This is a genomic window from Sphingomonas sp. HF-S4, assembly GCF_032911445.1.
Taxonomy (GTDB): domain Bacteria; phylum Pseudomonadota; class Alphaproteobacteria; order Sphingomonadales; family Sphingomonadaceae; genus Sphingomonas; species Sphingomonas agrestis.
Genome location: NZ_JAWJEJ010000001.1, coordinates 2765823 through 2787001, shown reverse-complemented (window position 1 = coordinate 2787001; position 21179 = coordinate 2765823). Strand labels below are relative to the sequence as shown.

At 68.7% G+C, this 21179-nt stretch carries 15 protein-coding genes; 5 read left to right on the top strand and 10 right to left on the bottom strand.

Annotation, left to right across the window (positions count from 1 at the left end; genetic code table 11):
* The first annotated feature begins 65 nt into the window (after positions 1-65).
* Together RZN05_RS12630 and RZN05_RS12625 are read left to right on the top strand one after the other, a co-directional pair.
* Entirely contained in the window at positions 66-1310 is a 1245-nt protein-coding gene (locus RZN05_RS12630) for a threonine ammonia-lyase (RefSeq protein WP_317226958.1), read from the top strand.
* Positions 1311-1711: 401 nt separating this feature from the next.
* Entirely contained in the window at positions 1712-2497 is a 786-nt protein-coding gene (locus RZN05_RS12625) for an arginyltransferase (RefSeq protein WP_317226957.1), read from the top strand.
* 1 nt (position 2498) lies between these two features.
* On the opposite strand, the gene RZN05_RS12620 is transcribed toward RZN05_RS12625, so the two are convergent.
* From RZN05_RS12620 to RZN05_RS12605, 4 genes are all read right to left on the bottom strand, one after another.
* The gene (locus tag RZN05_RS12620; RefSeq protein ID WP_317226956.1) at positions 2499-3296 is read right to left on the bottom strand and encodes a transglutaminase family protein; all 798 of its coding nucleotides are present in this window, start codon (positions 3294-3296) and stop codon (positions 2499-2501) included.
* Complete coding sequence (locus tag RZN05_RS12615; RefSeq protein WP_317227618.1) at positions 3296-4231, bottom strand: alpha-E domain-containing protein; 936 nt, start codon at positions 4229-4231, stop codon at positions 3296-3298. Before RZN05_RS12615 ends, RZN05_RS12620 begins: the two co-directional genes overlap by 1 nt.
* 19 nt (positions 4232-4250) lie before the next feature.
* Entirely contained in the window at positions 4251-5720 is a 1470-nt protein-coding gene (locus tag RZN05_RS12610) for a circularly permuted type 2 ATP-grasp protein (RefSeq protein ID WP_317226955.1), read from the bottom strand.
* Between the two features lie 85 nt (positions 5721-5805).
* Positions 5806-7848, bottom strand: coding sequence for a protein-disulfide reductase DsbD family protein (locus RZN05_RS12605; protein WP_317226954.1), 2043 nt, complete (start codon positions 7846-7848; stop codon positions 5806-5808).
* A 75-nt stretch (positions 7849-7923) separates the two neighbouring features.
* Here RZN05_RS12605 and RZN05_RS12600 point away from each other — a divergent pair, with 75 nt between their 5' ends.
* Positions 7924-9549 carry an alkaline phosphatase family protein gene (locus RZN05_RS12600; RefSeq protein WP_317226953.1) on the top strand — a complete coding sequence of 542 codons (1626 nt, stop codon included), beginning with the start codon at positions 7924-7926 and terminating at the stop codon, positions 9547-9549.
* A 51-nt stretch (positions 9550-9600) separates the two neighbouring features.
* Here RZN05_RS12600 and RZN05_RS12595 read toward each other — a convergent pair whose 3' ends face one another.
* Entirely contained in the window at positions 9601-10605 is a 1005-nt protein-coding gene (locus RZN05_RS12595) for an AraC family transcriptional regulator (protein ID WP_317226952.1), read from the bottom strand.
* A 220-nt stretch (positions 10606-10825) separates the two neighbouring features.
* Between RZN05_RS12595 and RZN05_RS12590 the strand changes: the two genes are divergently transcribed.
* A complete protein-coding gene (locus RZN05_RS12590) occupies positions 10826-11713 on the top strand; it encodes a helix-turn-helix domain-containing protein (protein WP_317226951.1) in 888 nt (295 codons plus the stop codon).
* A gap of 5 nt (positions 11714-11718) precedes the next feature.
* Here the strand turns inward: RZN05_RS12590 and RZN05_RS12585 are convergent, their stop codons facing one another.
* From RZN05_RS12585 to nadB, 4 genes are all read right to left on the bottom strand, one after another.
* A complete protein-coding gene (locus RZN05_RS12585) occupies positions 11719-13008 on the bottom strand; it encodes a cation:proton antiporter (protein WP_317226950.1) in 1290 nt (429 codons plus the stop codon).
* A gap of 44 nt (positions 13009-13052) precedes the next feature.
* Positions 13053-16772, bottom strand: coding sequence for an autotransporter domain-containing protein (locus tag RZN05_RS12580; RefSeq protein ID WP_317226949.1), 3720 nt, complete (start codon positions 16770-16772; stop codon positions 13053-13055).
* A 151-nt stretch (positions 16773-16923) separates the two neighbouring features.
* The gene (locus RZN05_RS12575) at positions 16924-18063 is read right to left on the bottom strand and encodes a serine hydrolase (RefSeq protein WP_317226948.1); all 1140 of its coding nucleotides are present in this window, start codon (positions 18061-18063) and stop codon (positions 16924-16926) included.
* Positions 18064-18246: 183 nt separating this feature from the next.
* Positions 18247-19851, bottom strand: coding sequence for an L-aspartate oxidase (nadB, locus tag RZN05_RS12570; RefSeq protein ID WP_317226947.1), 1605 nt, complete (start codon positions 19849-19851; stop codon positions 18247-18249).
* 65 nt (positions 19852-19916) lie between these two features.
* On the opposite strand from nadB, the gene RZN05_RS12565 reads away from it, so the two are divergent.
* The gene (locus tag RZN05_RS12565) at positions 19917-20807 is read left to right on the top strand and encodes an alpha/beta hydrolase family esterase (protein WP_317226946.1); all 891 of its coding nucleotides are present in this window, start codon (positions 19917-19919) and stop codon (positions 20805-20807) included.
* Between the two features lie 7 nt (positions 20808-20814).
* On the opposite strand, the gene RZN05_RS12560 is transcribed toward RZN05_RS12565, so the two are convergent.
* Positions 20815-21135, bottom strand: a complete 321-nt coding sequence (locus RZN05_RS12560; protein WP_317226945.1) for a hypothetical protein — start codon at positions 21133-21135, stop codon at positions 20815-20817.
* Between the last annotated feature and the right edge of the window lie 44 nt (positions 21136-21179).

Sequence of the window (21179 nt, the reverse complement as noted above, 5' to 3'; positions counted from 1 at the left end):
CGCATAGGCCATTGCGCATAGGGCCTGTTCCCCCGCCGCGCCAGATGGTCTAGGCCCGCCGCATCATGGCTACCAAGGCAGTATCGGCGAACGCGCCGCTTCCCGTATCGATCGATGACGTCCGCGCGGCTGCCGGGCGGATCCTGGGCTCGGTGGTGCGGACGCCCACGCTGGTGAGCAAGACGCTGTCGGACCTGACCGGGGCGACGGTGTATCTCAAGTTCGAGAACCTCCAGTTCACTGCGGCCTACAAGGAGCGCGGCGCGCTCAACACGCTGCTCCAGCTCGACGCGGCGGCGCGCGCCAAGGGCGTGATCGCCGCATCGGCGGGCAATCATGCGCAGGGGCTTTCGTATCACGCCACGCGGCTGGGTATTCCCAGCACGATCGTGATGCCGCTCCATACCCCCACGGTGAAGGTCACCCAGACCGAGGGGCATGGCGCCAACGTCATCCTCCATGGCGAGACCTTCGATGCGGCCTATGCGCATTCGCGCGAGCTGGAGGCCGAGAAGGGCTTCACCTTCGTCCATCCGTTCGATGATGCGCGGGTGATCGCAGGGCAGGGCACCGCGGCGCTCGAAATGCTCGAGGACGTGCCCGAGATCGACACGCTGGTGGTGCCGATTGGCGGCGGCGGGCTGATCTCGGGCAGCGCGGTAGTCGGCAAGTCCGAGGGTCGCACGCTCGACGTGATCGGTGTCCAGGCCGAGCTGTATCCGTCGATGTACAACCGCATCCACCACACCGAGATGCCGTGCGAGGGTGACACGCTGGCCGAGGGAATCGCGGTCAAGCAGCCCGGCGGGATCACCGCGCAGATCGTCGAGGCGCTGGTCGACGATATCGTGCTGGTCAGCGAGCGGCGGCTCGAAGAGTCCGTGAGCCTGCTGCTCCAGATCGAGAAAACCGTGGTCGAGGGCGCCGGCGCCGCGGGGCTCGCTGCGCTGCTTTCGGAGCCCGAGCGGTTCCGCGGCAAGACCGTCGGCACGATCCTGTGCGGCGGCAATATCGACACGCGGCTGCTCGCCAACGTGCTGCTGCGTGATCTGGCGCGCTCGGGCCGGCTGGCGCGGCTGCGTATCCGGCTACAGGACCGGCCGGGCGCGCTGTTCCATGTCGCGCGGATCTTCCACGAGCAGGGCGTCAACATCATCGAGGTCTATCACCAGCGCGTGTTCACCACGCTGCCGGCCAAGGGGCTGATCACCGACATCGAATGCGAGACGCGCGATCGCAACCATCTTGATCGGCTGATCACGGCGCTGCGGCACGCGCAGTATGAAGTGAGTTTGGTCGAGCTGGCGTAGGTCTATAGCCCCTCCCCTGAAGGGGAGGGGACGGGGGGCGTGTCAGTCTCACCGAGCCCAACGCTTGCGGACAGGCCCCATCCCAACCCCTCCCCTGAAGGGGAGGGGCTTTCGGTTTCGGGCGAGCCGAATCGCTTCTGCGGCGAAGCGAGTCGCCGCTGGATTCACACGAGATTCCACCGCCGATATGTCTTCCGGCGGTGGCGCGCGCAGCGCCTATCAAAGTTAACGCCGCCCCTGTCCGTCTCACCGCGGGCCGGTGCAAGCCGTTGGTTTTGCGGCCTTGCCCAAATCCTTAATCGTTAACTCTCTTTCTTGGTAAAGCGTCTTTTCATCATCGGTTCGCCGTTCCATAGTCGCCGCCAAGGGCCAATCCGGGCCTGACAAAGGGCGACTCAGCGGTGACTGCACTTTCCCGTTTTCCGCGCTTCTTCGTGACCAGCCCGTCGCCCTGCCCCTATCTGCCGGGGCGCCAGGAGCGGAAAATCTTCACCGAGCTGACCGGCCAGCATGCCGGCGAACTCAACGATGCGCTGGGCCGGATCGGCTTCCGTCGCAGCCAGTCGGTCGCGTACCGCCCGAGCTGCGCGGGGTGCACCGCATGCGTCTCGGTCCGCGTCGTCGCGGACGAATTCAAGCCCAATGCCAGCCAGCGCAAGCTGCTCAAGCGCTATTCGGATCTCGAAGTCACGGCGTGCAAGCCCTGGGCGACCGAGGAGCAGTTCGACCTGCTCCACCGCTATCTCAAGTCGCGCCATCCCGGCGGCGGCATGGCGGCGATGGACGAGAACGACTATGCCGACATGGTCGAGCAGTCCCCGGTCAGCTCGTATGTGATCGAATATCGCGAACCGAGCGTGGACGGCGAGCGCGGCCGGCTGATCGGCGCGTGCATCACCGACCAGCAGGCAGACGGGCTGTCGATGATCTACAGCTTCTTCGAGGCGGACAGCGAGACGCGCCCGGGCCTCGGCAATTTCATCATCATGGACCATATCGTGCGCGCCCGCACCGCGGGCCTGCCCTATGTCTATCTCGGCTATTGGGTGAAAGGCAGCGCGCGGATGGCGTACAAGACGCGCTATCGCCCGATCGAAGTGCTCGGCCCCAATGGCTGGTCGCTGCTCAGCGACGAGGACATGGCACTATCGGCGCCGGTGCTGGCGCGGGTGCCCGAGCTGGCCTGACCTATTCCTCGCTGACGTGGAGCGCGACGTCGAGCTCCTCGTCGCCCGGGCCGATCCGCGTTCCCGCGATCGACGCCGCGCCTAGCGCGTCGAGGCCCACCGCAACCCGTACATAGCTGTCGTCGGGCGAGAGCCCCGTGGTCGGATCGAAGCCTACCCAGCCCAGCGCCTCGATATAGGCTTCGGCCCAGGCGTGCGGCGCCGAGTGCGCGGCGCCGTCGCTGTGATAGCCCGAGACGTAGCGCGCCGGCACCTCGAGCCCGCGCGCCGCGGCGATGAACATCTGCGCGATGTCGCGCGATGTCGCCTTGCCGCGGGCGAACGCCTCGGCGGCGGTCAGCCCAGCATCGGGGGCGTCGGGGACGCAGGGGAAGCGCGCATGCAGCGCGGCGTTGAGCCGGTGCAGCCGGTCGAGCGGATCGGCGGCGCCCGCCATGCTCTCCGACGCGAAATCGGGCAGGCCGTCGCCCAGCGCGGTGCGCGGCGTGGCGCGCAAATAGAGCATCGGCGGCAGCGGCTCGATCGAGCCGTGGACGAGGCCGCTGGTATCAGTGCTGAGCACTTCGCCGGTGACGGTGATGTCGATCGCCTCGATCGGACCCTCGGCATAGAGCATCGTCACGGCGTTGCCGAAGCCGTCGGTCGCGTCGCGCATCCGGGCGTCGCAATCGACGCCGATCATCCAGCTCACCACGGTCTGGTCGCGCGTGTCGCACGGGGTCAGGCGCAGCATCTGGACGATCCGCGCCTGCGGCTCGGTGAAGCGATAGCGGGTGCGGTGTTCGATCGTGATGCGCATCAGATGAACCTGAATTGCCGCGCGATCGCGGCGTCGAGCATCGCATTCTCGCGAATGAAGGCTTCGAGATATTCGTGGAGGCCGCTGACGATCGCCTCGGAGGTCCGCGTCTTCTGCATCCGCGCCATCCGCGCGCGCGCCATGCGATCGGCCTCGCCCTGGAGCCCGGTGCGCTTGGCGAGCTGGCTGAGCAATTGCACGGTCTCCTCGACACAGGCGGCAAGGCTGCGCGGCAGCTCGAAGCGGCTGATCAGCAGGTCGATGACGTTCGCCGGCTGGAGCCCGTCGCTGTAGAGCCAGCGATAGGCGGTTACCGCCGAGACCGTCTGGAGGATCGTCGTCCACTGGTCGCGATCGACCACGCCGCCGACCGCCTCGCCCTCGGGAAGCAACAGGTGATATTTCACGTCGACCAGCCGGGCGGTGTTGTCGGCGCGCTCGATCGCGGCACCGAGCTGGATCAGCCAGGTCGCTTCGTTGCGCATCATCCGGTGGATCGAGCCCTCGAACCCGCGGGTCTCGCCCTTGACCTGCTCGACGAGGTTGAGCGTCGCGGTGGCGCCGCCGGTCGAGGCGCGGTTCTGGAACAGCCACCAGGCGCGGTTGATCGCGGTCCACGCCTCGCGGGTCAGCGCGGTGCGCACGGCGCGGGCGTTGTTGCGCGCCATTTCGAGGCAACGGACGATCGAGCCGGGATGCGATGCGTCGAGCGTGAGGAAGCGCGCGACATGCGCCTGGGTGAGGTTATGGCCGGTCGCGGCGAAGGCCTCGTCGGTATAGGTGACCGCGAGCGCGCTGGCCCAGGCTGCCTCGCCCGCGGGGCGCGCGGAGAGCGCGTCGAGGCGCACGGTGGCCTCGACGAGGCGGGCGATGAAGTCGGCACGCTCGACATAGCGGCCGAGCCAGTAGAGCGCCGCCGCGGTTCGCGAGAGCATCAGCATGCGCGAGCCCTTCTCACGATCCCTGCCTCTGCGACTGGGACTGCCCTGGCGCCGCCGCGTCCATCAGCACGAAGCTGTCCTTGGTCCCGCCGCCCTGGCTGGAGTTCACCACTAGCGAACCCTCGCGCAGCGCCACCCGGGTCAGCCCGCCCGGCACGACATGGACCCCGTCGCTGCCGGTCAGCACGAAGGGGCGGAAGTCGACATGGCGGGGGGCCAGGCCCGATTCCGCCATCGTCGGCACGGTCGACAGCGCCAGCGTCGGCTGGGCGATGTAGCGATGCGGCTCGGCGATCAGCGCGGCGCGGAACTCGGCGATCTGGGTCTTGGTCGCGGTCGGCCCGACGAGCATGCCATAGCCGCCCGATCCGTCGACCAGCTTGACGACGAGCTGGTCGAGATTGTCGAGCACGTATTTGAGCGCCTGCGGCTCGCGGCAGCGGAAGGTCTCGACATTGGGCAGCCTGGCCTCGCCGCCCGAATAGAATTTCACGATCTCGGGCATGTAGCTGTAGATCGCCTTGTCGTCGGCGATGCCGTTGCCCGGCGCGTTGATCAGCGCGACGTTGCCGGCGCGATAGGCGGCGATCAGCCCGGGCACGCCGAGCATCGAATCGGCGCGGAAAGTGAGCGGATCGAGATAGTCGTCGTCGATCCGGCGATAGATCACGTCGACCTTCACGCGCCCGGCGATCGTCTGCACCCAGACGATGTCGTCGTCGACCACGAGGTCGGCCGCCTCGACCAACTCGATCCCCATCGAATCGGCGAGGAAGCTGTGCTCGTAATAGGCCGAGTTGAAATGGCCGGGGGTGAGCACGACGCACACCGGATTGGGATTGTCGCCAGGGGCCACCGAGCGCATCGTCTCGAGCAGCATGTCGGGATAGCTATCCACCGGCGCGACGCGGAAATCGCGGAACAGCTCGGGGCACAGCCGCAGCATCGCCTCGCGATTCTCGAGCATGTACGACACCCCCGAGGGGGTGCGCGCATTGTCCTCGAGCACGTAGAATTCTTCCGGCCCCACCCGGACCAGGTCGATCCCGCAGATATGCGCCCAGACGCCGTGCGGCGGACGAATGCCGGCGACCTCGGGGCGGAACTGCTCGTTGCGGTAGATCAGCTCGGGCGGGATCAGCCCTTCCTTGAGGATTCGGCGCTCGCCGTAGATATCCTCGAGGAACGCGTTGATCGCCTGGGTGCGCTGGACAAGGCCTTCGCACAGCCGCGACCATTCGTGCTGGAGGAACACGCGGGGCACGATGTCGAACGGGATGATCCGCTCGGCGGCGTCGCTGTCGCCATAGACCGCGAAGGTGATGCCCAATTGGCGGAACGCGGCTTCCGCGGATTGCTGGCGGCGCTGGAGCTCGGCGGTGGGGGTATCGGCCACCCACTGCGAAAGCGCAGCGAATTCGGGCCGCGGGTCTTCGGGCCCGCCATGCCCCCAGATTTCGTCGAACGCCCCGCGTGATGCCATCAACGCCCCTAAGTGCAGAGGAGGTCTGCAAGTTCCATGCTGCATCGCTTTGTTGCGTTGCACAAGGGGCGTTTATGGCGGTCGTTCAGCTGCCGCTCGCCTGCGCCTGCAGCATCGCTTGGGTCAACAACTGAGGCAGTACCTGTGGCTCCGCGCTGCCCGGTCTGTACCACAAATAGAGCGGAACGCCCGCACGATTGTGCCGTTCGATGAAGCGGCCGAGCGCGGGATCGCCGTTGGTCCAGTCGCCGACCAGCACCGCGACCTTGGCCTTTTCGAAGGCGTCCGCGACCGGGCCGGTCTCGATCACTGCCTTTTCGTTGACCTTGCAGGTGACGCACCAGTCGGCGGTGAAATAGGCGAAGACCGGGCGGCCCTCGGCGCGGATTGCCGCCAGCCGCGCTTCGCTGAACGGCTCTGCGCCGGCGATTGCCGGGCGTTCGGCCCCGGCGGGGGCGGGGCGGACCAGCGCCACGCCGGCAAGCGCGAGGACGAGCAGCGGCAGCGCGGGCAGCCAGGCGCGCGCCGCGCCGCGGGCCTGACGCCTGCCTGTCCACCACAGCCCGAACGCCGCCAGCAGCGTCGCGCCGAGGCCGAGCGCCATGCCGTCGACGCCCGCCTGCTTGCCGAGCACCCAGGCGAGCGCAAGCGCGGTGAGGAACATCGGCACCGACAGGATGTGTCGCAGTGTCGCCATCCATGCGCCGGGCCTGGGCAGCTTGCGCCGCAGCGCGGGGACGAAGCCGAGCAGCAGAAAGGGCAAGGCGATGCCGAGCCCTAGCCCGGCGAAGATCGCCAGCGCCGCGGGCCAGGGGAGGACCAGCGCAGCGCCGAGCGCTGCCCCCATGAACGGGCCGGTGCACGGCGTTGCGACGAAGGCGGCGAGCGCGCCGGTGAGAAAGGCGCCGCCCTTGCCGCTGGCCGCGGCGCTGCCGGCGAAGCGCGGCGTCGGCAGCTCGAACAGCCCGGCGAGGTTGAACGCGATCCCGCTGACAAGCAGCAGCAGGAACAGGATCACGCGCGGATCCTGGAGCTGGAACGCCCAGCCGGCTGCGGCGCCGCCGGCGCGCAAGGCGAGCAGGCCGCCGCCGAGCACGAGGCAGGTGAGGACGACGCCCGCGGTATAGGCCAGCGCCTCGCCGCGCGGATTGCCGGCGGCGTCGCCCGCCTTGACCAGGCTCAGCGCCTTGAGGCTGAGGATCGGGAAGACGCAGGGCATGATGTTGAGGATCACGCCCCCGGCGACTGCGCCGAGGAAGGCGAGCAGCGCGGTGGTGATCCAGCCGTTGGCGGCGCCGGCCGATGCCGATGCCGAGGGCGGCGGGACGGTACCGGGGATCGCGGATAGCGCGAAGCCCTGGCTGCCGAAGGCGAGCACACCCTCGACCTGTGCGACGCTGCGCTTTGCGGGGGCCTCGACGACGATGCGGTCGCCGTCGCGGACCACGCGCTGGGGCTTGGCATAATCGATCGCGCCGTCAGTGATCGGGAAGAAATAGCTTTCGCCCGACACCGACGCAGCGGCCGGGAAGGGCACCCCCAGGCGGAAAGTCTGGCCGTCGAGCTGGTAGGTCGCCCGGGTGCCGAGCGGGCGGGGCAGCGCGGCGCGCCAGCCGTCGAAGCGCGCGCGGCGATCGGCCGACACCGCGCCGTCGCCCAGGGTCAGCTCGGTTGCCAGCTCGGCCTTTTCGGGAACGCAGATCTCGTCGGTGCAGACGAGGTAATCGAGCTTGACGCGGATGGGGACGCGCGTGCCCGGCGCCGCAGCGGGGAGCTTGAGCGTCACCAGCGGCGCGAATGGGGCCTCGTAGACATAGTTCATCAGCCCGCCGATGATCAGGCGCTGGGGGACCGGGTAACGCAGTCCCCTTGCACTGGTGCCCGGCGGCAGCGTCCAGGCGGCGCGCGCGGGCAGGCCGGCATCGCCCGGGTTCTGCCAATATGCGTGCCAGCCGGGCTGCGGCGTCGAGGCGAAGGCGAGGGTGACTTCGCTGCCCGGCGCGGGCCGCTCGGTCTCGGCGACCAGCTCGATGCGGACATGCGGGCCCTTGCCCGGCGGTTGCGCGTCGGCCGGGCCCAGGCAGAGCCAGGCGAGGAGCGAAATCAATCCCAAGCGGAGCAAGGCCATGGGCTAGTCCTTGCCCAGGATGGTCCGATGGACAATAGCGGCGGGCAAAAATCCTCCCCCCCGGAGTCGCCAACGATGAAGTTCGCTTTTTCCACAGCACTTGCCATGCTGATCGCCGGGCCGGTTGCCGCGCAGCAGGCGCCCGCGCCGGCCACGCCGCCCAAGCTGCTGGTCGTGATCTCGGTCGACCAGTTCTCGGCCGATCTGTTCGCCGAATATCGCAGCCAGTTCCGCGAGGGCTTCGCGCGGCTGTTGTCGGGGGCGGTGTTCCCCTCGGGCTATCAGGGCCACGCCGCGACCGAGACGTGTCCCGGCCACTCCACGATCCTCACCGGCGCGCGGCCCGCGCGGACCGGGATCGTCGCCAACGACTGGACCGACTTCAACGCGCCGCGTGAAGACAAGACCGTCTATTGCGCCGAGGACGAGAGCGTGCCCGGCAGCAATTCGAGCAACTACACGGTTTCGGACAAGCATCTGAAGGTGCCGACGCTCGGCGAGTGGATGAAGCTTGCCGATCCGGCGAGCCGGGTCGTCTCGGTCGCGGGCAAGGATCGCGCCGCGGTGATGATGGGCGGGCACAAGATCGACGAGGTCTGGTGGTGGGGCGGCAAGGGCTTCGTCTCCTATGCCGGCCGGGCCGAGCCGGCGATGGTCGCGCGGGTCAACGCCAGCGTCACCGAACGGCTCGCCGAGGCGCAGGAGCCGATGGCGCTGACCCCGTTCTGTCAGGCGCGCAGCCGCGCGGTCGCGGTGACGCCGACTTTCTCCGTCGGCGACGGGCGGTTCGCGCGTGCCGCGGGCGACGTCCGCGGCTTCCGCGCCTCGCCCGAGTTCGACGAGGCGGTTCTGGCGCTCGGCGCCGGGCTCGCTACCGACATGAAGCTCGGGCAAAGCGGGCATACCGACCTGCTGATCCTCGGCGCCTCGGCGACCGACTATGTCGGGCACGGACTCGGCACAGAGGGCAGCGAGATGTGCCTGCAGTTGACCGCGCTCGACCAGGCGCTGGGCAAGCTGTTCGCGGTGCTCGACCGGACCGGCGTCGATTATGCGGTCGCGCTGACCGCCGATCATGGCGGGCACGACCTGCCCGAGCGCAATCGCGACCATGCCGCGCCGACGGTGGCGCGGGTCGATCCGGCGGCTTCGGCCAAGGTGATCGGGGCCGAGATCGGCGCCAAGCTCGGGATCGCCGGCCCGGTGCTGGTCGGCGGGGCGTTCGGCAACGTCTATATCGACCCCAAGGTACCCCGGGCGCAGCGCGCCGCGGTCGAGGCCGAGGCGATCCGCCGCTATTCGGCGCACCCGCAGGTTCAGGCAGTTCTCACGCGCGCGCAGATCGCGGCGACCGGCGCGCCCAAGGGGCCGCCCGAGACGTGGAGCCTGCTCGAGCGCGCGCGCCAGTCGTACGAGCCGTCGCGCTCGGGCGACCTCGTCGTCGCGCTTAAGCCGCGGGTGACGCCGATCGCAAGCCCCGGGCCCGGCTATGTCGCGACGCATGGCAGCTTCTGGGACTATGACCGGCGCGTGCCGATCCTGTTCTGGCGCAAGGGGATGACCGGGTTCGAGCAGCCGCTGTCGGTCGAGACGGTGGATATCGCGCCGACGCTGGCCGGGCTGATCGGCGTGAAGGTGCCGGTGGAGATCGACGGGCGGTGCCTGGATCTGGACGCCGGACTCGGGACGACCTGCAAATAGAACTTGAATGCGCGGCAAGCGCGCGGGCCAAGGCTGGCGGGGCAAGCGGCCTCATCCCCTTGCGCGCGAAGTCCCGAAGATCGCGCGGATGTCTCCGGGTCGGGCGCCGAAGCGTCGCTGGAAGCGCCGGTTGAAATAGGACAGGTCGTTGAAGCCGACATGCAGTGCGATGCTCACGATCGTGCCGCCATTGCCCTGCGTATCGGCCAGCCGGCGATAGGCCTCGAGCAGCCGGTGCTCGGCGATGTGGAGCGAAAGGCTGCGGCCCTCGCGCTCGAACAGCCGGTGGACATGACGCGGGGTGATGCCGTGGCGGCGTGCCAGCCACGGCGCGCCCAGGTTCGGACGCGTAAGGTTGGCGGCGATATCCGCCTTGAGGATCGCGAGCCGCACCGGGGCGGCGCTGCGCGCAACCCGTTCGTCGCGGTCGTCGCCGCCCGCGCCGAGTGTCAGCGCGACAAAATCGTGGATGTGGCGGACCGCGATCGCCTGGTGCGCGACCGCGCCGACGTCGCCGCGCGCCGCGAGCACGCGGACATAGCGGCGCAGCAGGTCGAACGGTGGCGCATTGCCGGCAATCGCGCGATTGAGCGTGAAGGTGCTGCGGCTTAGGGCCGGCTCGACCAGGTCGTTGGGCAGGCACAACACGCTCAGTCCGCCCATGCCCTGCGCGCGCAGGTCAATGATCGATTCGCTGTCGAGGCTGAGCAGCACCGCCGCGCCGCCCTCGACCACGCTTTCGCGGCCGAGATGGCGCACGCCGAGCGCGGGGCCGTGGCTGAAGCTGAACGTGAAGGCGCCGGGATCGGTCTCCGAACGCTCGCCGCCGAACACCGCCGACGAGGTCTGGCCCGAAAGCAGGCCGAACCCGTCATAGCCGTGCACCGACATGTTGGCGCGATAATCGGGCGGCGGCAGCATGTTGAGGCTGCAGTTGATCCCGGCGCGGAACAGCGCGTCCTGCCAGCAATCGGCCGAATAGTCCGGATCGGCCAGCATGTCGGTCGAAAAGGCGACTCGGAAAGCCTCGACGGGCGCCTTCGACGTTTCGGCCATCACCTACCCCACGGCAACAATAGCTGCTTGCTTCTAATCCAACGCAAGCCTCCTGGGATAGGCCGTAACTTTCAACGCGATGTCCCTATAGTCCAAGATTCCCATCGTCCGCCGGCCTATGCCCTGCGCACAGGGGAATTTCATCATGATCCCGACGATTGAATATGTCTTGGCCGGATCCGCGCGTACTGCGTGCCTAAGCCGCCGCAGGGGGAATATGATGTCGCAGCATTTCGGAGAACGGCTGACGTTGGCGCTCAAGGCGCTGTCGATGAGCCGCGGCCGGCTCGCCGCCGAGCTCGAGGTCGACAAGTCGCTGGTCGGGCGATGGGCGTCGGGCGCGGTCAGCCCGTCGAGCCACAATCTCGAGCGGCTGACGCATCTGCTCGCGCGGAAGCTGCCGGGGCTGACGCTGCTCGACTGGGAGCGCGCGCCCGGCGAGTTCGCCGCGCTGTTCGGCGTCGATCCACCCCGAATAGCGGTCGAGCGGCCCTCGGGGATCGCGCTGCCGGACGCGACGATCGACGCGGCCATCGCCTCCACGCGGATGCGCGGCGAGGCGTATGAAGGGTTCTGGCGCGCGACGCACCCCGCGATCGTCGCGCCGGGCCGTTTCTTCCACGAGCACGGCATCATCCGCATCGGCGAAAACGGCCTGCTGCGCTTCGAGCTGGGCGGCGCGGATGTCCGTTATGTCGGGACGATCCTGCCGATCGAGGGCCAGGTGTTCGTCGTCGCGACCGACAGTGTGCGGCATCTGCCCTGCTACATGATCTTCAACATCGTCACGATGCCCAGGATCGTCGCGATGGACGGGCTGCTGCTCACTGCGGGGAACGCGATGCGCGACCCCTCGGCCTATCCGATCGTGCTGGAGCGGATCGGCGATCTCAGTGGCGACGTGGCGGCCGACGACGCGCATGTCGAAGCGCTGATGAAGCGCCCGCAATTCGTCCAGGACGAAGCGCTGGTGCCCCAGGCGATGCGCGATCACCTGATCCGCGACGTCGGTCCCGCCGCGGCGAAGCTCGGCGGTGACCTGCTCCTCACCGCGGCGGGCACTTCCAGCCTGACGCGCGTGGTGACCGCGTCCAGTTATCCCGGCTGACCGGTTCAGCCCTGTGCCGGCCCCTTCAATCCCGGCGGTGCGCTCGCAGCGTCGGGATCGCGGCCCTGGTCGCGGTCGAGCGCGCGCATGATCGGGGTTACGGTGAGCCCGTGTAGCAGGATCGAAAGCAGTACCACCAGCCCGACCACGCCCCATAGCCGCTCCGCGTCGGGCACCGTCATGTGGTTGATGCCGTAGGCGAGGTAATAGAGCGTGCCGACGCCGCGGATGCCGAAGAATGCCAGGGTCAGCTTCTCGCGCCGCGCGGCGGGATAGCCGATCAGCGCGATCCAGCCGGTGACCGGGCGGACGACCAGCAGGATCGCCACTGCCAGCGCGGCGTCGGTCCAGGTGACCGAGGCGAGCAGGCCGCTGGCGATCGCGCCGCCGAACAGCACAAGCAGCAGCATCATCGCCAACCGCTCGACCTGCTCGATGATCGCATGCATCTCCTTGTGGAAATCATGCTCCCGGTGCGCATGGCGAAAGGTCAGCGCGGTGACGAATACTGCGAGGAAGCCATAGACATGGAAGATCTCGGTAAGGCCATAGGAGACCAGGGTCGCCGAGAGCGCGATCAGCCCGTCGCCGGTCTTGGCGAGCTTGCTATCGGCGCGAACGTGGAAGGTCAGCCAGCCGAAGGCGCGCCCGATCAGCCAGCCACCGGCGATGCCGCCAAGGATTTCCCAAGCCACGCGGTAGCTCAGCCACTCCGCCAGCCAGGGCTCGCCCGATGCCGCGCTGGCGGCGAGCAGGATGGCGAGGTGGACGAAGGGAAACGCCGCGCCGTCGTTGAGCCCCGCCTCGGAGGTGAGGCCGAAGCGGACCTCGTCCTCCTCGCCGGTCTTGGGCGGGCCGACCTGGACGTCGGCGGCGAGCACCGGGTCGGTGGGGGCTAGGCTCGCGCCGAGCAGCAGCGCGACGGGCAGGGGCAAAGCAAGCGCCCAGACGCCCAGCGCCGTGATCGCGAGGATGCTCAGCGGCATGGTGATGGCCAGCAGCCGCCACGTCACCGCCCAGCGCCGCCAGCCGAACAGCCGATCGATCTTGAGCCCCGCGCCCATCAGCGCGATGATCACGATCATTTCGGTGAATCGTTCGGTGACGTGCGGATTCTGGACCGGAAGCGGCCGAAAGCCGATCTGGGGGAGCAGGAACAGGCCGAAACCGATCCCGATGCAGACGATCGGCAGCGAAAGCGGCAGCCGGCGCAGCGCGAGCGGCAGCCACGCCACCAGCGCGATCAGCAGCCCGATGCCGATCAGCACCAGGATATAGGTTGAGGGCGCTTCCATCCCCGCTCAACCGCCCGCCCGCGCATCGGCTCCCTAAGGGGGAATCAGAAGCGGAACGTAATCGCCGCGCTGGCCATATTGTCCTGGTTGCGTCGCGACAGCGTGCCGCGATAGCGCAGATCGAGCTCGGTCCCGCCGCCCAGCCGGGCGACCAGCCCCAAGTCGCCCGCCACGCTGTCCTGTGCGATCGGCAGCCCGGTGCTTTCGAAGCGCGCGCCGCTTACCAGCATCGTCACGCGGGGCAGCCGGTCGCCGAACGCATGCTGCCACCCGGCCGAGCCGCGCAGCGCCAGCGTCCCGCCGCCGATCGACAGCGCGGTCTCACCGCGGAGGCCCAGCGTGGCGTAGTTGGTCGACATCGCACCATCGGCGAGCACCAGCGCCGCATCGCCGCCCTGCTCGCGCGCCTGCCCCATGTCGAGCGCGACATGCGCGAGCGCGGCGAAGGGCTCGATCGCCGCGCCGGTGAGTTCGAGCCGCCAGCCGATCTCGCCGAATGCCTGGATGGTGGTGGCGTCGTAGCGGCTGCGCACCTGCTCGCTCAGCCCGGCGCCTTCGATCCGCCGCCGGACCGTAAGGTCGTGCCAGCCGATCGCCGCGCCGCCGCGCAGGGCGAGCCCGCCGATCCGCGCGCCGGCGTAGAGACCGCTCTGGTAGCTGTCGATATCGGCATTGCCGCCGCCGGTCAGGTCGGAGCGTTGATAGCCGCCGAACACGCCCAGCCGCACGTCGCCGCCCGGCACCACCGCCTCGATCCCGGCGAGCCCGCCTGCCGCCGAACGCTCGAGCCGCGCGGCATTGCCGTCGCTGCCATAATGGCCCCAGGCACCGACTGCCTCGCCCCAGGCCGAGATGCCGGCTGTGTCCGCCGGGCCACGCAGCCGTCCAAGCACGGCGCCCCGCGCGAACCCGCTGTCTTCGACCAGCGCGGTGCGCAGCGAGGCGTGGAAATCGCCCGCCAGGCTGTCGAACGCCTGCCGTGCGCCTTCGGCATCGGCATCGATCACCGCGGCGTAGAGCGGCCCCGCCACGCGGGTCTCGACCGCGGCCCCAACCGCGCGCTGGTTGTCGCTTTGCGCCACGTCGCCGAACCGCACGTCGTTGCGGTCGAGCGTCATCCGCACTGCGGAGGGCGTGTATGCGAGGCTGGGCGTCAGGAACGCGAAGTTGGAGGATATCCCGTCGAACCGGCCCTCGATCCCGCCATCGGCGATCAGGATCGTATAGGTCGAGGACGGCGCATAGCTGCCCTGCGTGCCGACATGGACGACCTCGCCGGCGAGATGCGCGACGCCCTCGACATAGACCATGTCGCTTAAGGTGTTACCGTACACGTCCACTTCGAACCGCGAACCGGGATCGAAGACGAGGTCGCCCATCACCCGCATCGAGCTGGTAATCGCCTCGGGCAGGTTCGGGCTCGGCGAGGGTGCGAAGCTGCCGCCGCGGCGGACGTGCAGCGAGCCCATCCATCCGTCGCCGGACAATCGCGCGCCGGATTCGACGATAACGTGTCCGCCCTGCGTGCCGTCGATCAGCAATTCGCCCGCGGCGATGCGCGTGGTCCCTTCGAAGGTCCGCGAATGGCCCGCCAGCACCAACCGGCCGGTGCCGGTCTTGGTAAGCTTGCCGTTGCCGCGGAACAGCGTGTGGTAGGTGATGTCCTTCGCAACGCCGAGTTCGAGCTCGCCGCCGCCGAGCAGGTTCGTCACTTCGCTCTTGTAGAGATCGGCCTGGGCGACGAGCTTGCCTTCCTCGATCGTCCAGTCGAGTCGGCTCTCGTTCGCGAGGGTCAGCACGCCGCTGCCGCGCTTGACCATGTCCCCCGCACTGCCGTTCAGCCCCACGATCCTATGCCCGAAGGTCGCATTGGTCCTCTGGTCGAACACCGTGGTGCCGGCATTGAGCAGCGTGTTGCGGATCGATTGGGTGTCGCCGATCAGCGTGCCGCCCTGGACTTCGGTCGGCCCGGTATAGCTGTTGGCACCCGACAGGATCAGCGTCCCGGCATCGGCCTTGACCAGCCGAGTGTGGCCCGAGATCGGCGCGGCGATCTCGGCGACCATCGTCGAGGCCCATTCGCTGCCGTCGCCGACGCGGAATATCGTGCGCTCGTTGCCCGCCAGCCGCAGCCCGCTGCCCGAGAGCGTATAGCCGGTCACCGCGAACTGGATGCCCCCGGTCTGGATCGCGCCGGCATTTCCGGCATCGATCACCACTTGTCCGCCGCGCCCGTCGAACACCGAGAAGCCGGTGGCGACGCTGGCCCGGTTGTTGCGGCCGTCGCGGTCGCTCCAGCTCGCCAGCTCGCGGCGCCATACGCCGGGGCCGCCTTCGATCCGGCCGTCGTCGAAGCGCGTCGCGTCGCTGCCGTCCCAAAACTGCATGGGCATGCCGCCGATCTGGGAAACCAGATCGACCGCCCAGGGCAGCGACGTGTGGATCGAGATCAGCGAGCGCTCCTGCCCCACGGGCAGCGTGCCGATCTCCAGGCCGTTGTTCGTGAGCGACCCGGTGAAGTTGATCAGCCGATAGATGCCCGCGCCGATCGGCCCGGTGCCCAGCAGGTTGAGCGTGCCGTCGAGCACCAGGTCGCCCTCGACCTGGAAAAGCTGCGGCGTGCCGACGGTGCCCAGACGCGCATCGATGATCGCACCGGGGGCGAGCGTCAGTCCGCCGAGCTTGAGTGTCTCGCCCGCCGTGCCGATCAGCCGCCCGCCATCGCCGACGGCGACCTCGCCGACGGTGCCGTTGCCGCCGAGCCGTCCGCCCGCGCCGACAGCGAGCGTGCCGCCCAGCCTGCCCTCGACGCGCAGCGCGGTGTCGGTGACGTTGCTATGCCCGGCAAAGCCGCTCGAATCGGCGGTGAGCGTCAGCAGCCCCTTGCCCGCCACATCGAAGCGGCCGGCCCCCGATAGCGCGTAGCGATAGGTCGAAGTCACGCCGGTCGCTTCGCCCGAGCGAAGCTCGACCCGGGCGCCGGCGGATATGTCGATAGTGCCGCCGAACCCTTGGGCCCGCGCGATGAGCCCGCCCTGCTCGACGCGCCAGTCGAGCTGGTTGTCCCCGGCAAGCGTGAGGTCGCCCGCGCCGCGCTTGGACATCAGCCCCCAGAAGCTCGACAGCCCGCCGATATCGCCCTGGAAGGTACCGTCGAAGCCTTGGTCGAAGACAATGTGGCTGCCATTTTCGATATTGCCACGGAGCGAGCGCGTGTCGCCGATCAGCGTGCCCCAGTCGATGCGGGTATTGCCGGCATAGCTGTTGGTGCCGGTCAGGATCAGCGTGCCGCCGGCATTGTAGAGCAGCCCGCCGGCGCCGGTGAGCTCGCTGTCGATCCGCGCGGTCGCGCCATCGGCGGTGCGGATCGACGTATAGGGCCCACCGTCGAGGCGGAGCCGGCCGCCGGTTAGCCGATAGCCATCGGTCTCGAACAGCATCGAGCTGATCGCCGGGACGCCGGCGCTGTCGTCGATCGTCACCGTGCCCGCGGTGCCGCGGAAGACGGCGAAGGCGGGGACCGGGTTCATCGGGCCGTTGCCCGCGCCCTTGTCGTCGGTCCAGTTGGGCGCGATCGCGCTCCAGATGCCGGAGCCGCCGTCGATCGTGCCGTTGCCGTGCAGCGCCGGATCGCCGCCGTCCCAGAAGCGGCGCGTCTGCCCGGCCGCCGGGGCTTGGGCGGCCTCGCCGCTCTCCGGCGGTGGTGCCTCCTGGGCATGCGACGTGCTCGATGCCGCCATGCCGATCCCGCACAGCAGCAGCATGCGGACTCGCCCAAACGCCCTGCGTCGACTTGCCAGCCGCACAAGCGCCTCCCTGTTTACGCCTTTACTAGACTGCGATGACCGCAGCCTTGGGGAGGTCTTGGCAATCCTTTTGCGCCGGTCCGTGAAGTTCGGGCGGCAGCGCGCCGGATCAGCGGCCCGCGAAGGTCGATCCGGCCGAGCCGTGATGCGCGACCACTGCGCTCGCCACGGCCTGCATCAGCAGCTGGCGCTCGCGGATCGGGCGCGGCGTGTCGCCTATCATCACCACGATTGTATAATTGTGGCCGTCAGGCGCGGTGAGGATGCCGACATCGTTGAACCCCGCGGTGCGTCCGCCGAGATCCTGGCCCGTCCCGGTCTTGTGCGCGTAGGACCAGCCCACGGGCACGCCTGCGCGCACGCGCGCCTTGCCGGTGCGCGCACCCGCCATCGTCGCGAGCAGCCACTGGGTGGTGGTTGCCGACAGCAGCTCGCCGCGATGCAGCCGCGCCAACGCATCGGCGATCGCCGCCGGCGCTGCGCCGTCGGGCGGATCCTTGATATAGGCTTCGAACGCCGCGCGGCGCACATCGGGCGACAGCTTCGAGCGGGCGACCGCGAAAGCATTGCCCATCGAATATTCGGGACGCCACTGGAGCCCGGCGGTGCCCGCCTGGAGCAGCTTCTCGCCCGGGCCGAAGCGTATCGTGCCGAGCTGCTTCCGGGCAATGAAGTCGCGCACCGCCTGCGGCCCGCCGACGAGGCGCAACAGCTTGTCGTTGCACGTATTGTCGCTCATCTGCATCGCGCGGCGCATGACTTCGGCGACGGTGGTGGTGTAGCCGGCGTCGCCCTTGACTAAAGCCGCGATCGGCTGGTGGAACAGGGTGAAGTCGGACCGCGTGATGGTCAGCGGATCGTCGAGCCCGATCTGGCCGCGATCGACTGCGTCGAGCACGGTCATCGCCACCCAGAGCTTGCTGACGCTCTGCTGGGGCAGCGGGCGCGTGGCGGTGGCGTTGCTGGCGATCCAGCCATCGTCGATGCTGCTGACGGCAACGCCGACCAACCCGTTGAAGTTGCGCGTGATTCCGTCGATCGAGCTGGTTAGCCCGGTGGGCGCCGCCATGCGCGGCTTGGCCGGCACGGGCGCAGCGGGGAAGGGCATCAGCACGCTGTAGCTGGGGGCGGGCAGATAGGCCGCGAGCTGGGTATCGTCATGCACCGCGCAGCCAAGCAGCATCGCCGGGCCGAGGCCCGTGAGGGTCAGTGCACGTTCCAGTTTCGAAAAACCCGTAAAATTACTCACAAATGCAGCCCCTTGCGCCTATTCCTAACATGCGGCGACCGTGACTCGCATCAAAGCCTGAGGGCCCAAAGATGCGACGAATCCGGTAACGATAGCGACGAATGGTGAAAGTAGAGGAAACTTCCGCCCTCCGCTCGTATCCAGATGGGAACGCGCGGTACGTGTTGCCATCGGGGCAAATCCTTAAGGCACCAGCACCGTGTCCACCGCAACCTCCAGCGTCTCGGGATAATCGAGCGTGTAATGCAGACCCCGGCTTTCCTTGCGGTGGAGCGCAGAGCGGACGATCAGGTCGGCGCTTTCGAGCAGGTTGCGCAGCTCGATCAGGTCGGCGGTGACGCGGAAATGGCCGTAATAGTCGTTCACTTCGCCGCGCAGCATCTGGATGCGGTGCGCCGCGCGCTCGAGCCGCTTGGTCGAGCGGACGATGCCGACGTAATTCCACATGAACCGGCGGATCTCGGTCCAGTTCTGCTTGATCACCACCTCCTCGTCCGAATCGGTGACGCGGCTCTCGTCCCAGGGGCGGATCGCCGGGGGCGGGGCGAGGTCGCCCCAGTTCGCGGTGATGTGGTTGGCCACTGCCTCACCGAACACGAAGCATTCGAGCAGCGAGTTCGACGCCAGGCGATTGGCGCCGTGCAGTCCCGACTGGCTGACTTCGCCTGCGGCGTAGAGATTGGGCAGGTCGGTGCGCCCGTCGCGGTCGATTACCACGCCGCCGCAGGTGTAATGCTGGGCGGGGACGACCGGGATCGGGTCGCGGGTCATGTCGATGTCGAGATCGAGCAGCCGCGCGTGGATCGTCGGAAAGTGATGCTTCACGAACTCCGCGCCCATATGGCTGATGTCGAGGTGGACGTAGTCGAGCCCGTCGCGCTTGATCTCGGCGTCGTTCGCGCGCGCCACCACGTCGCGCGGCGCCAGCTCCATTCGCTCCGGATCGTAGTCGGTCATGAAGCGCTTGCCGGTTTGCGGGTTGATCAGCCGCCCGCCCTCGCCGCGCACCGCTTCGGTGATCAGGAAATTCTTGACCTCGAGATTGTAGAGGCAGGTCGGGTGGAACTGCATCATCTCCATGTTGGAGACGCGGCACCCCGCGCGCCACGCCATCGCGATGCCGTCGCCGGTCGCGCCGCGCGGCGCGGTCGAGAACAGGTACGTTCGTCCCGCGCCGCCGGTCGCCAGTACGGTGGCGTTGGCAGTGAACAGCTCGACGCGGTTGGTCGCGCGGTTGAAGGCATAGACGCCCCAGACATTGCCGGCGCCCGAATAGCGCATCTCGTGGCGGCTGGTGGCAAGGTCGATCACCACCATGTCGGGGACGAGGGTGATGTTGGGATTGGCGCGCGCCGCCTCGAGCAGCGCTTCCTGCACCGCGCGGCCGGTGGCGTCGTCGACATGGACGATGCGGCGATGGCTGTGCCCGCCCTCGCGGGTCAAGTGGAGGGCCCCTTTTCCCTCTGGGCCTTCGGTGTTGAACGGCACGCCCAATTTGGCGAGCCGCTGGATCGCGGCGGGGGCGTTCTCGACGACCATCTCGACGGTGGCGCGGTCGTTGAGCCCCGCGCCGGCGACGATCGTGTCCTCGATATGGTTCTCGAAGGTGTCGCCGGGTTCGAGCACCGCGGCGATCCCGCCCTGCGCCCAGGCGGTCGAGCCTTCGTTGAGCGCGCCCTTGGCGAGCACGGTGACCTTGAAGCGCGCCGCCAGGTTGAGCGCCGCGGTGAGCCCCGCCGCGCCGGAGCCGATGACGAGGATGTCGGAAGTATGAGGATCGTCGGCCATGCGTCTTCCACTGGTTCGTTTCCCGCCTAGGCGCTAAGCGCACGCCCATGCAAATGGAGAGAGATATGCGCCGCCAAAGCCTGGGTTTCGTTGGACTTGCCCTTGCCGCCTGGGCGGTGCCGGCGGGGGCTTGCACGCTGGGCGCGCCGGGCACCACCCAACGCGTGACGATCGGCGACACGGGGCGTTCGCTGCTGCTGCGCGTGCCGGCCAAGGCGCGGAGCAGGGCGCTCGTTTTCGCGCTCCACGGCAGCGGCGGCGACGGCGCGGCGATCCTGGCGGGCTCGAAGCTCGGGGAAACCGCCGAGCGCCACGGCTTTATCCTCGCCGCGCCCGATGCCGGCATCCCGGTGGAGAAGGGCTTTGTCTGGAACATCCCGGGCGTGCCGACTGTCACCGGAAAGGTGCCGGGGCCGCAGGATGCCGACGACGTCGCATTCCTGGGCAAAGCGATCGACTGGCTCGCGGCCAAGGGCTGTGCCGATCGCCGCCGCGTCTATGCCACGGGGCTGTCGGGCGGCGGGCGGATGTCGTCCTGGCTCGGCTGCGTCGCGTCCGACCGGTTCGCGGCGATCGCGCCCGTCGTGGGGCTGCGCTCGGGCAATCCCTCGGCCAGCGATCCGCGCTTCCCCGATGCCACGACCTGCACCCCGGCGAGGCCGATGCCGGTGATCGCTTTTGCCGGCGGCAAGGACGGCACCAATCCGGTCGAAGGCGGGGGTGCGGGCTATTGGCAATATCCGATGCGCCGCGCCGAGGCGCGCTGGGCCGATCTCAACGGCTGCCGGCACCCGTTGCCGGAGCGCACGCTCGAAAGCGGCGTGATCGAGCGCGGCTATACCGACTGCCGCGGTGGCGCGGCGGTGGTCGCGCGGATCACGCCCGAGGCTGGGCATGTCTGGGCGGCGGACAATGACGCGATGTGGCGCTTCTTCGCCAAGCACCGCCGCCCCTAAGGCCGATTCAAAGGCGCGCGCTGCGGCAGATCCGCGACCATCGGACGACGCGCCGGTGGCCGCTGCCCAGCCTGGCGCGGTCGCGGGCAAGCCCCGCGCATTGTTCGCGCACATAGGATTCGCGAAAGCCGGTGCCGCGGAAATTCGGCCCGCCGCGCTTGCCCGATGCCTCGGCCGCCGCATTGACGCTCACCGTGCCGGCATAGGAACTCGCCGAAGACAGCGAGTCCGACGCCTGGCCCAGATAGTCCTGCGCATGGGCAGTGGTGGCAGTGGACAGCCCGGCGAGAAACCCCGCGCAGACGAAACGCTGGATAGGTCTATGCATCCGTTCGACCTACCCCATGCCGTCGCCACGCCCCATGCGATAGG

Coding starts and splice junctions, on each gene's coding strand:
- RZN05_RS12605 (WP_317226954.1), bottom strand. CDS start 7,848: ATGGCCTTGCTCCGCTTGGGATTGATTTCGCTCCTCGCCTGGCTCTGC.
- RZN05_RS12560 (WP_317226945.1), bottom strand. CDS start 21,135: ATGCATAGACCTATCCAGCGTTTCGTCTGCGCGGGGTTTCTCGCCGGG.
- RZN05_RS12615 (WP_317227618.1), bottom strand. CDS start 4,231: ATGCTCTCGCGAACCGCGGCGGCGCTCTACTGGCTCGGCCGCTATGTC.
- RZN05_RS12610 (WP_317226955.1), bottom strand. CDS start 5,720: ATGGCATCACGCGGGGCGTTCGACGAAATCTGGGGGCATGGCGGGCCC.
- RZN05_RS12590 (WP_317226951.1), top strand. CDS start 10,826: ATGTCGCAGCATTTCGGAGAACGGCTGACGTTGGCGCTCAAGGCGCTG.
- RZN05_RS12595 (WP_317226952.1), bottom strand. CDS start 10,605: ATGGCCGAAACGTCGAAGGCGCCCGTCGAGGCTTTCCGAGTCGCCTTT.
- RZN05_RS12580 (WP_317226949.1), bottom strand. CDS start 16,772: ATGCTGCTGCTGTGCGGGATCGGCATGGCGGCATCGAGCACGTCGCAT.
- RZN05_RS12600 (WP_317226953.1), top strand. CDS start 7,924: ATGAAGTTCGCTTTTTCCACAGCACTTGCCATGCTGATCGCCGGGCCG.
- RZN05_RS12630 (WP_317226958.1), top strand. CDS start 66: ATGGCTACCAAGGCAGTATCGGCGAACGCGCCGCTTCCCGTATCGATC.
- RZN05_RS12585 (WP_317226950.1), bottom strand. CDS start 13,008: ATGGAAGCGCCCTCAACCTATATCCTGGTGCTGATCGGCATCGGGCTG.
- nadB (WP_317226947.1), bottom strand. CDS start 19,851: ATGGCCGACGATCCTCATACTTCCGACATCCTCGTCATCGGCTCCGGC.
- RZN05_RS12620 (WP_317226956.1), bottom strand. CDS start 3,296: ATGCGCATCACGATCGAACACCGCACCCGCTATCGCTTCACCGAGCCG.
- RZN05_RS12565 (WP_317226946.1), top strand. CDS start 19,917: ATGCGCCGCCAAAGCCTGGGTTTCGTTGGACTTGCCCTTGCCGCCTGG.